This window comes from Bacillota bacterium, from assembly GCA_040754675.1.
Taxonomy (GTDB): domain Bacteria; phylum Bacillota; class Limnochordia; order Limnochordales; family Geochordaceae; genus Geochorda.
In genome coordinates this window covers 2,427-11,371 of sequence record JBFMCJ010000080.1, presented here as the reverse complement: position 1 = coordinate 11,371, position 8,945 = coordinate 2,427, and the positions used below count along the sequence as shown (strand labels likewise).

10 protein-coding genes are annotated in these 8,945 nt (G+C 70.0%); 3 read left to right on the top strand and 7 right to left on the bottom strand.

Features of this window, described 5'->3' with window-relative positions; translation table 11 throughout:
* Positions 1–451, bottom strand: a 451-nt coding sequence (locus tag AB1609_06825; GenBank protein MEW6046179.1) for an ABC transporter substrate-binding protein, incomplete at its 3' end; no start/stop codon positions are given.
* A gap of 373 nt (positions 452–824) precedes the next feature.
* Here AB1609_06825 and AB1609_06820 point away from each other — a divergent pair.
* Both AB1609_06820 and AB1609_06815 read left to right on the top strand, forming a co-directional pair.
* Entirely contained in the window at positions 825–1,052 is a 228-nt protein-coding gene (locus tag AB1609_06820; protein ID MEW6046178.1) for a hypothetical protein, read from the top strand.
* Positions 1,049–1,696 carry a nucleotidyltransferase gene (locus AB1609_06815; protein MEW6046177.1) on the top strand — a complete coding sequence of 216 codons (648 nt, stop codon included), beginning with the start codon at positions 1,049–1,051 and terminating at the stop codon, positions 1,694–1,696. The genes AB1609_06820 and AB1609_06815 overlap by 4 nt, the downstream gene beginning before the upstream one ends.
* A gap of 602 nt (positions 1,697–2,298) precedes the next feature.
* On the opposite strand, the gene AB1609_06810 is transcribed toward AB1609_06815, so the two are convergent.
* Positions 2,299–2,922: a nucleotidyltransferase family protein gene (locus tag AB1609_06810; protein ID MEW6046176.1), complete on the bottom strand. Its 624-nt coding sequence runs from the start codon at positions 2,920–2,922 to the stop codon at positions 2,299–2,301.
* Between the two features lie 79 nt (positions 2,923–3,001).
* Positions 3,002–3,928: an XdhC family protein gene (locus AB1609_06805; GenBank protein ID MEW6046175.1), complete on the bottom strand. Its 927-nt coding sequence runs from the start codon at positions 3,926–3,928 to the stop codon at positions 3,002–3,004.
* Positions 3,929–4,086: 158 nt separating this feature from the next.
* On the opposite strand from AB1609_06805, the gene AB1609_06800 reads away from it, so the two are divergent.
* Positions 4,087–4,461, top strand: a complete 375-nt coding sequence (locus tag AB1609_06800; protein MEW6046174.1) for an XdhC family protein — start codon at positions 4,087–4,089, stop codon at positions 4,459–4,461.
* Here the strand turns inward: AB1609_06800 and AB1609_06795 are convergent.
* The 4 genes from AB1609_06795 to AB1609_06780 all read right to left on the bottom strand — a co-directional run.
* A complete protein-coding gene (locus tag AB1609_06795; GenBank protein MEW6046173.1) occupies positions 4,403–5,665 on the bottom strand; it encodes a VWA domain-containing protein in 1,263 nt (420 codons plus the stop codon). The two genes, AB1609_06800 and AB1609_06795, sit on opposite strands and share 59 nt — an antisense overlap.
* Before the next feature lie 96 nt (positions 5,666–5,761).
* Positions 5,762–6,745 carry a MoxR family ATPase gene (locus AB1609_06790; GenBank protein MEW6046172.1) on the bottom strand — a complete coding sequence of 328 codons (984 nt, stop codon included), beginning with the start codon at positions 6,743–6,745 and terminating at the stop codon, positions 5,762–5,764.
* Between the two features lie 5 nt (positions 6,746–6,750).
* Positions 6,751–7,638 carry a xanthine dehydrogenase family protein subunit M gene (locus tag AB1609_06785; GenBank protein MEW6046171.1) on the bottom strand — a complete coding sequence of 296 codons (888 nt, stop codon included), beginning with the start codon at positions 7,636–7,638 and terminating at the stop codon, positions 6,751–6,753.
* 18 nt (positions 7,639–7,656) lie between these two features.
* On the bottom strand, positions 7,657–8,945 hold a 1,289-nt coding region (locus AB1609_06780; GenBank protein ID MEW6046170.1), incomplete at its 5' end, for a molybdopterin cofactor-binding domain-containing protein.

Genomic DNA, 8,945 nt, shown 5'->3' with positions numbered 1-8,945 from the left:
CCTGCAGCGGGCCACGCACCTCGATCCACTCGATGGGCGGGAGCTGGCTCGCGCGGGGCGACTTGGTCGCCGGGTCGAGGATCCGGTCGAAGGTGTACTTGATGTCCTCCGCCGTCAGCGCCGAACCGTCGTGGAACTTCACACCCGGACGCAGGGTAAAGGTGTACACACGGCCGTCCGGTGAGACCGTCCACGCTTGAGCCAGCCCGGGGCCGAGCCGCAGTGTGGCCGGGTCCTGGTGAAGCAAGCCCTCGTAGACCAGATCGAAAATGGCAAAGGACGAGAACGCGGTGGCGGTATGGGGGTCGAGGTTAAGGATCTCCTGGGCCAACCCAACGGTCAGCGAACCGCCCCGTGCAGGCGCCGCCAGGCCTGGCGCCGGCAGCAAGACTGCAGGGAACAGCGCGCACACCAGCGCAAGCGCCAACACGCGAGGAGCTTTAGCCAGCATGCCGGTCACCTTTCTCTCCGTGTGGACTAGACCACCTTTGCGACGGTGAAGCCATTCGCTACCGCGCCGGGCAGTCCTGCGGGGCTTTTTGACACGCGGTGCCCGCCTTGCGGGACGTCGCCGTGCCGGGTTCGTATCCCTCTGTTCGGTGGGGGCGGCTACGTGCTGCTGGCCTTCGACTACGAGGTGCATGAGGAGGTTCCGGCACGCTTCCTGACCTGCGTCCCCTTTGTGTACGGCGTGGTAAACTGGAAAGGGAAGGCACGGGCACGAATCGATGGGCGGAGCGACCCCCGGAGGGAAACCTTCCTCCTCTTGCCTTGACCCCGGGGCCGTCAGGGCATGGATCGAGGGGCAGGAGGCGGCCCAGCGCGTGATCGAGGTGGAGCGGCGCCGGTGGCTCCGGCACCTCGACGAAGCCACGGCGCTGCGCACCTATCTCGCCCTCGTCGCCCTGCCCTCGGCCGGACGGCCCCGCTCCGAACCCTCCCCGCTCCTGGTCGCCATGCGCGATGCCGCAGCACGCCTCAACGCTCTCAAGTCCACCGGGCCCCGCGGCTCGACTCGCCCGCCGGAGTCGCCGGGCCGGGGCCGTCGATGAACGAGCAACGACCTGGTCGCCCACCAGAAGGCCCGGATCCTTCGCCGGCCGGGGCGGCCGCCGAGGTGGCGCGGTTCCTGGACGGGCTCTCGATCCCGTACGTGGTCATCGGCGGGCTTGCCGTTCAACTCTGGGGCGAGCCTCGCGCAACCCATGACGTGGACATGACCGTGCTTCTGCCGGGCGGAGCAGCGGAACGCCGGTTTCTCGAAGAGTGCGTGGAGCGCTTCCATCCCCGCATCCCGGACGCCGTTACGTTCGCTCTTCGGCACCGGGTACTCCTGATCTCCGCGACCAATGGATGCCCGGTCGACATCGCCCTGGGAGTGCCCGGCTATGAGCCGGAGGTCATACGACGGGCTGTTCTGACCAGCCTCGCCGGCTACCCGGTGAAGGTCATCGGGGTCGAGGATCTCATCATCCACAAGTGTGTGGCCGGGCGGCCCCGGGACCTTGAAGACGTAAAGGCCATCCTCATACGCCAGCCCCGGGTCGACCTTCGCTACATCCGGCGGTGGCTCGAGCAGTTTTCGCTGGCGGTGCCGGAGCGAGACCCGCTTGGCGCTTTCGAGGCGCTGCTCCGGACGGTTCGCCGGCGGAGGAGAACCAGACCCTCCTCGCCGGGACGGAAACCGGGCAACTAGCGAACAAGCTCCGACCAGGTCGGGGTGCGGGTCGACGTGGAGCAGGGCGTCGGGTGGGTACAGGCACGGGGGTTGCGGGTGCTCAGCCCTCACCACTGCGGTGCCAGTGGCACCCGCCCGTTGACTCGATCCCCCGTTCCCTTCAGCCTGCTGGCGACTCGCTTCTGCCTCTTCCCGCAGGCGCAGGGCCAGGCGGTTCTGTTCCTCCAGCCGCATCCGGGTGAGTACGGAGAGAAGCGCCCTGAGGTAGACCTCGCTATCGGCAACCAGGCGGAGCTGGGCGCCGGCGCTCGGCCGTTCGGCCCAGTAGAAGCCCGTCCGGGCCTTCCACTCGATGGAGGCAAAGGCCTCGAGACCGGCCTGCTGTGCGGACGCAGCCTGAGGGGAGGGAATTGAACCCACGCCGCTCCGGCGGGGGCTGGCATGGCGAGGCGCGAACTGGCGGATGACCCATGCTTGCCCGGCTAAACTGACTTCGGTTATGACTTGAGGCCGCGGGTCTCACGTAGCCGGGACGCTTTGTGACCCTCAAAGGCCCTGCCCGGCTGGAGCAGCGGGTGAAGCCATGAGCGTGACGGTGCCTTGGGCGTGGCCCAAACGGGCTACAGCCGAGCCGCACGCCCTTGCCGCCAGGCGGCCAGGTCAGCCGGGGTGTCGATGTCGGCCAGTTCCTCGACCGGGGCCTCGACGGCGTGAATCCAGGGCCCGAGGCGGGCCAGCACCTGCCGCGCCCCGCGGTCGCCTTCAAGCGCCGCGAGTTTGCCCCAGATGGCCCGACCCAGGATGCACGGAGGGCCGGGGTTGCCGTCAGGGTACCGGCAGGCGACCACCGGGCAGGCAGCTGAAGGACCGAGCGGCCGCCGCCACGCATTCTTGAGGAGGCGAAGCGAGTCCACGGAAACGCCAGGTTGGTCGGCGAGCATCACCAGAGCACCGGCTGCTTCCGGTGGAAGGGCGCCGATTCCGGCTTTGAGCGACGTGCTCATACCCTCTGCAAACCGGGGGTTGCGGACGATCACGATCCGCGGAGAACCGAGGTCGAAAACGGCGGCTTCCACCTGTTCAGCGCTGAACCCGACCACAACGGCCGCCCGGTCGGCCACCTCCAGCGCGCGCCGGAGCACCCGGCGCACCATCGGTTCGCCGTCCACCGGGATCAGGGGCTTGGGAATGCCCCCCATCCTTCGAGCCTGGCCGGCGGCGAGTACGACGGCCCAGAGTTCCACGTTGCGTTAACCCCCTTCGGCGCGATCGGGCGTTGATCCCGGAGCCGTCGAGCATCGGCGCCTTTGCCCGCCGGAGCGTTCATGCGGTGTCGCAGACAGCTGCCGCAGGCGGGGCCGGCGGGTCACCTTCCGCAGGACCCGGCCGGGTGAGTGGTTCGAGGCGATCCGGGTGCAGCGGGCCGCGGCGGTCGCGCAGGTGCGGAGCCGGGCGCCCGTAGCGAACGGCCAATATCTCGGCCACCACGCCCACGGCGATGGCCGCCGGGCTCTCGCCCCCGATGTCGAGCCCGATGGGGCTGTAGATGCGCGTCAGTTCCTCGGCGGTCAAAGCCCGGCCGAGTTCGCGCTCGACCCGGGCCAGCAGCCGTTCCGTCCGCCGGCGAGGCCCGAGCACCCCGACGTATGGCACCGGCGATGGGACGAGACGGCACAGCGCCTCGACGTCCCGCATCAGGTGGTGGTTCATCACCACAGCGAAGGTGGCGGGCGAGAGCCACTCGTCCGGCAGGGAAGAGGGGCCCGCACACAGCACTTCCCGTGCACCGGGGAAGCGTTCCCGCTCTGCGTAGGACGGGCGGTGATCGGCGACCAGTACATCGAAACCGGCCTCTGCCCCGACGCGGCAGAGGGGCGGTGCATCCTGCCCCGCCCCGACAAGGAGCAGCCGCGGGGGAGGCTCCAGGAGTTCGAGGAACAGTCGCATTTCAGGGCGACCCGGGCTCTCCGGCCAGAACATGTGGGCCATGCGTTCCCGAGAAGGCATCGCCCGGCCTGCGGGCCGACGGCCTGCTGTAGCCATCATCTCCTGCGCCTTGCGCCCGACCGCCCTGTCCAGTTCGGGGTTGCCGAGCGAGGATGCTGCCATGGCGCGCTCCCGGCCCTCTATGAACACCAGGTTGCCACCAGGTGCCACCTCCTGCCGGGTGCTTTCAATTACCGTGGCGACGCAGACGCGGCGGCCGCCCTGCAAGGCTTGAGCGATCAGGGCTAAAACGGCGTGGCTCACGCAGGCCGTCCCCCTTCTGTGGGCCGAGTTTCCGGCAGCTGGCGAGGAGGGTTGGCACCCGGAAGCTCAGAACTGAATAGGTGTACGCGATACCATTCTCCTCTGCTCGTACCCCCCTTGCTCGCCTCAATTCCTTGAGCCCGTGGGGGAGAAACGTCGTGGACTCGGCCGAAACCCTTCGCCTGCTGCAGCAGGCCGCCACAGCAGCCGCCGCCGGGCGCCGCTGCGCCCTGGCCACGGTGGTGGCCGTGAACGGTTCCGCATACCGCCACGAGGGGGCCCGCATGCTCGTCTTCGAAGACCGGACCGTTGGCGGCGGCGCCATCAGCGGCGGCTGCCTGGAATCAGACGTCGTGGAGGCCGCCCGCCGCGTGATCGAAACCGGTCAGCCCCTCCTCTTGCGGTACGACATGACCGCCGGCGAAGACGATCTGTGGGGCCTCGGCACCGGCTGCAACGGAGCCGTCGAGGTCTTCATCCAGCCCGTCCTGACGCTCGCTGGGCCCGTACCGGGCGCCGCTCGTCAAGCGTGACGAGCCACGCCGCCAGTCGCCGCAGGTCGTCAACGCTGGCCACCCCCACCAGGTCGTCGATGAACGGCAGGGCCGCCTGCATGCCGGAAGCCAGCGCCTCGCGGCCGGGACGTGCCATGAGCGGGTTGACCCAGACGACCCGCCGGGCAAAACGGGCGAGCCTGCCCATCTCCCGGCGCAGGAGGTCGAGGTCGCCGCGATCCCATCCGTCTGAGACGATGATGACGACCGCCCCGCGCCGGAGTACCTGCCTGGCCCACCGCCGGTTGAATTGATGCAGGCTCTGCCCGATGCGCGTCCCGCCCGACCAGTCGACCACGTGCCGGGCCGCCTCCGCGAGCGCCCGGTCGGGCTGCCGGCGTGCCAGCTGCCGGGTCAGCCGGGTCAAGCGAGTGCCGAAGGCGAAAACCTCCACGCTCCCCCACGCTCCGGCCAGCCCGTGCGCCGTGGAAAGGAGCGGGCGAGAGTACGCCTCCATCGACCCGCTGATGTCGATCAGCAACGCCACCGCCCGGGGGCGCTTGCGCGGGCGCCGGTGCAAAAGCTCCAGGAGTTCTCCCCCGGTGCGCAGCGCGCGGCGGGCCGACGCCCGGAGATCCCACCGCGTTCCCTTCCGGGACAGCGCCGCCCGCCGTCCCGTGAGCAGCGGCTGGGCCCGGAGCCGTTCGACAAGGCGCTGCAGTTGAGCCCGCTCGGCCGGCGTCAGGGCGTCGAGCCGCGCCCGCCGCAGGCTTTCCACCGGGCTGAAGCCCCCAAACTGCACGACCTCGGCCCGCCGATCGCAGGCGCCCGCTTCGCTTCCATTCTGATGCCGGGGCGCCGCGGCCAGAGCGCCCTGGTACCACGGCACGAGCGTGGCTGCCTCCTGGAGTCGGCGATGCAATTCCAGGCGCGCCACCGAGGCCCCCAGCGTCTGATGCGCCACCTCCTCGTCGGCAGGACGGCCAACGGCCTGCCGCCAGAGGAGCCGGAATGCTTCGTCGAAGACTGGCACCTGGTCGGCCCGCCGCACGAAGTGGCTTCGGATAGCGACGTGGACCGCGTCCCGTGAACCGACGCCGACAAGTTCCACAGCGCGTAAGGCCGCCGCGACATCCTCGGGGCCCACCGCAAACCCGAGCGCCCTGAGCGCCCTCGGGAACCGCATCAGGTTGGGCCCCAGGTATCGCTGCTCTGACTCAACCACTATCGGCAGGTTACCCATACCCTGAAAAGTTCCCCTGAGTCACCGGTCGGGCCGCGTCCTGGTGCGCGCGAGGCGCCGCCGCCCGGAGATGAGCGGGCTCAGCACCGGCCCGGGTCACCGCCCGCCGGCGCCCGACGTGGGCGCTTGTGCCGCCACCGCCTCGGCGAGCAGCTTGCGGAGGTCGGCGCCTCTCACGGCCTCCACATCGTCCCGGTACTTCACCAGGCACCCCAGCGTTTGCTCGAGAGCCTCGACGTCCACCTCGTGGCGCCCCAGCGCCACCAGGGCGGTCGCCCAGTCGATGGTCTCCGCGATGCCCGGCAGCTTGAAGAGGTCCATCTCCCTCAGCCGGCGCACGAACGCGCAGATCTGCGCCGCCAGCCGCGCCTCGATCCCCGGCACGCGAGCCGTCGCGATGCGGTACTCCCGCTCAAAGGAGGGGTAGTCGATCCAGTGATAGAGGCATCTCCTCTTCAGGGCGTCGTGCACCTCTCGGGTGCGGTTCGACGTGATCACGACCACCGGCCGTTCGCCGGCCCGAATGGTGCCGAGTTCGGGGATCGTCACCTGAAAGTCCGAGAGCAGTTCAAGCAAGAACGCCTCGAACTCCTCATCAGCCCGGTCGATCTCGTCGACGAGGAGTACCGGCGCCACGCCGTCCGGCGGGTCGACCGCCGCCAGCAGGGGCCGGGCGATGAGAAACTCCCGGGCAAACAGCTCCTGCTCCAGCCGCCCCGTCTCCCCGCGGGCCTCCGCCAGCCGGATATGCAGCAACTGCCGAGGGTAGTTCCACTCGTACACGGCGCTGTGTACGTCGAGCCCCTCGTAGCACTGCAACCGCACGAGCCGGCGACGCATCAGCGCCGCCAGCACCTTGCCCACCTCGGTCTTGCCGACGCCCGCCTCGCCTTCAAGGAACAGCGGGCGCTGCATCCGAAGCGCCAGGAACACGACAGTTGCCAGGGGCCGGTCGGCGATGTACCCGGCCCGTTCGAGCCCGCGCTCAACCTCCTCAATGGAGGCGGGCCACGAAGGAGCGGGCAGCCCGGAGTTGCGGGCACCGGGGGCGCTCTCGCCAGAACGGTCTGCTCCTTCCATCGCCGCTACGCCGCCTGCGCCCGGCGCGCTGCCTCGGCGAGCGCCCGCTTGACGTAGACCCGGCACAGGTGCGCCCGGTATTCTGCGGAGGCATACAGCGGGTCGCCCTGCACGTCCACCCCGTCGGTCGCCAGGGCCGCGGCCTCTTCGATGGCGGCCGGTCCCGGCTGCCTTCCCGTCAAAGCCTGCTCCGTTGCAGAAGCCCGGTAGGCACGGTCGGCCACCCCCGTCACGCCCACCCGCACGTCGCAGCACGCGCCTGCGTCGTCCAGCGACACCACCGCTGCCACGCCCACCACGGCGTATCCTGACGCCGGGTGCGGGAGTTTGGCATAGGCCATGCCAAGGCGCTGGCCGCCCATGCGGGCTCTGGCGGGGAACCGCACCTCCGTCAGCACCTCGTCCCCGGCCAGCGCCGTCGTCAGCATCCCGAGGAAGAAGTTGGACGCCTCAACCGTGCGCTGGCCGGCGGGGCCGACCGCAACCATGCGGGCGTCGAGGGCCACCGCCACGGCGGGCAGCTCGGAGGCCGGGTCGGCGTGGGCGAGATTCCCGCCGACCGTACCCCGGTTTCGTACCTGTGGGTCGCCGATGACGGAGGCGGCCTCGGCCAGCACGGGGCAGTACTGGCGCACGACCGGGGACGTCTCCAACTCGTGGTGGGTCGTGAGCGCCCCGACCACGAGTTGCCCGTCGGACACCCGGATGCCCCGCATCTCCCCGACCCGCCCGATGTCAACGAGCGCCTCGGGGGAAGCCAGGCGAAGCTTCATCAGCGGGATGAGGCTGTGCCCGCCGGCCAGGAGCCTGGCCCGGCCGCCCCACTGCGCCAGCATCTCGATGGCCTCCCGCACGCTCGAGGCCCGCCGGTATTCAAACGAGGGCGGATACATCGCTAGACCCCCTTCTCTTCACTGGTGCCGCATGGTTGCAAAGACCCGATGCGGCGTCAGCGGCATGTCCAGGTGCCGCACTCCGAAGGGCGCCAGCGCGTCGCATACCGCGTTGACCACCGCCGGCGTGGCGGCAATGGTACCCGTCTCGCCGACGCCCTTGACCCCCAGCGGGTTGCCCGGCGCCGGCGTCTCCGTGCGGTCCGTGAGGATCTCCGGCAGGAACGACGCCTTGGGCACGGCGTAGTCCAGCATCGAACCCGTTAAGAGCTGCCCGTTCTCGTCGTAGACGGCGTGCTCCCAGAGCGCCTGGGCCATCCCCTGAACCACGCCGCCGTGCACCTGCCCGTCCACGATCATCGGGTTGATGACCCGTCCGCAGTCGTCCACCGCCACGTACTTCAACGGGCGCACCTGGCCCGTCTCGGCGTCCACCTCGACCACGCAGACGTGCGTTCCGAAGGGATAGACGAAGTTCGGCGGGTCGTAAAAGGCGCTGGCCTCGAGCGACGGCTCGACGTCCCTGGGCAGGTTCCACGCCAGGTACGCCTGCAGCGCAACCTCCTGAAACGGCTTGGCCCGGTCGGGGGCGCCCTTCACGTGGAAGCGCCCGTTTTCGAAGACCATGTCCTGCTCCGCCGCCTCGAGCAGGTGGGCCGCCACTTTGCGGGCTTTCTCCACCACCCGGCGCGCCGCCAGGGCGACGGCGCTGCCACCGACGGGCGTGGTGCGGCTGCCGTAGGTGCCCCAGCCCATGGGGATGGCTCCGGTGTCGCCGTGCACGATCTCGACGTCCTCGACGGGAACGCCGAGTTCGTCCGCCACAATCTGGGCGAAGGTCGTCTCCTCGCCCTGGCCGTGCGGCGAAGAACCCACGTAAACGGACACCTTCCCGGTGGGATGCACCCGCACGAGGGCGCTCTCCCACAGGCCTCCCTGAAACCCGACTGCCCCGGCCACCTGCGACGGCCCCAGCCCGCAGATCTCCACGTAGCTCGAGATGCCGATGCCGATGTACCGGCCCTGCCGGCGCGCCGCTTCCTGCTCGCGGCGCACCTGTTCGTAGCCGGCGAGTACAAGGGCCCGATCCAGCGCCCGCGGGTAGTTGCCGCTGTCGTAGGTGAGCCCCGTCGGGGTGACGTACGGAAACGCCTCGGGCGCGATGAAGTTGCGCCGGCGCACCTCGGCTGGATCCATGCCGATCTCCCGGGCGAACAGGTCGACCATCCGCTCGACGATGTAGGTGGCCTCCGGCCGCCCGGCGCCGCGGTAGGCGTCCACCGGCGTCGTGTTGGTGAAGACGCCGA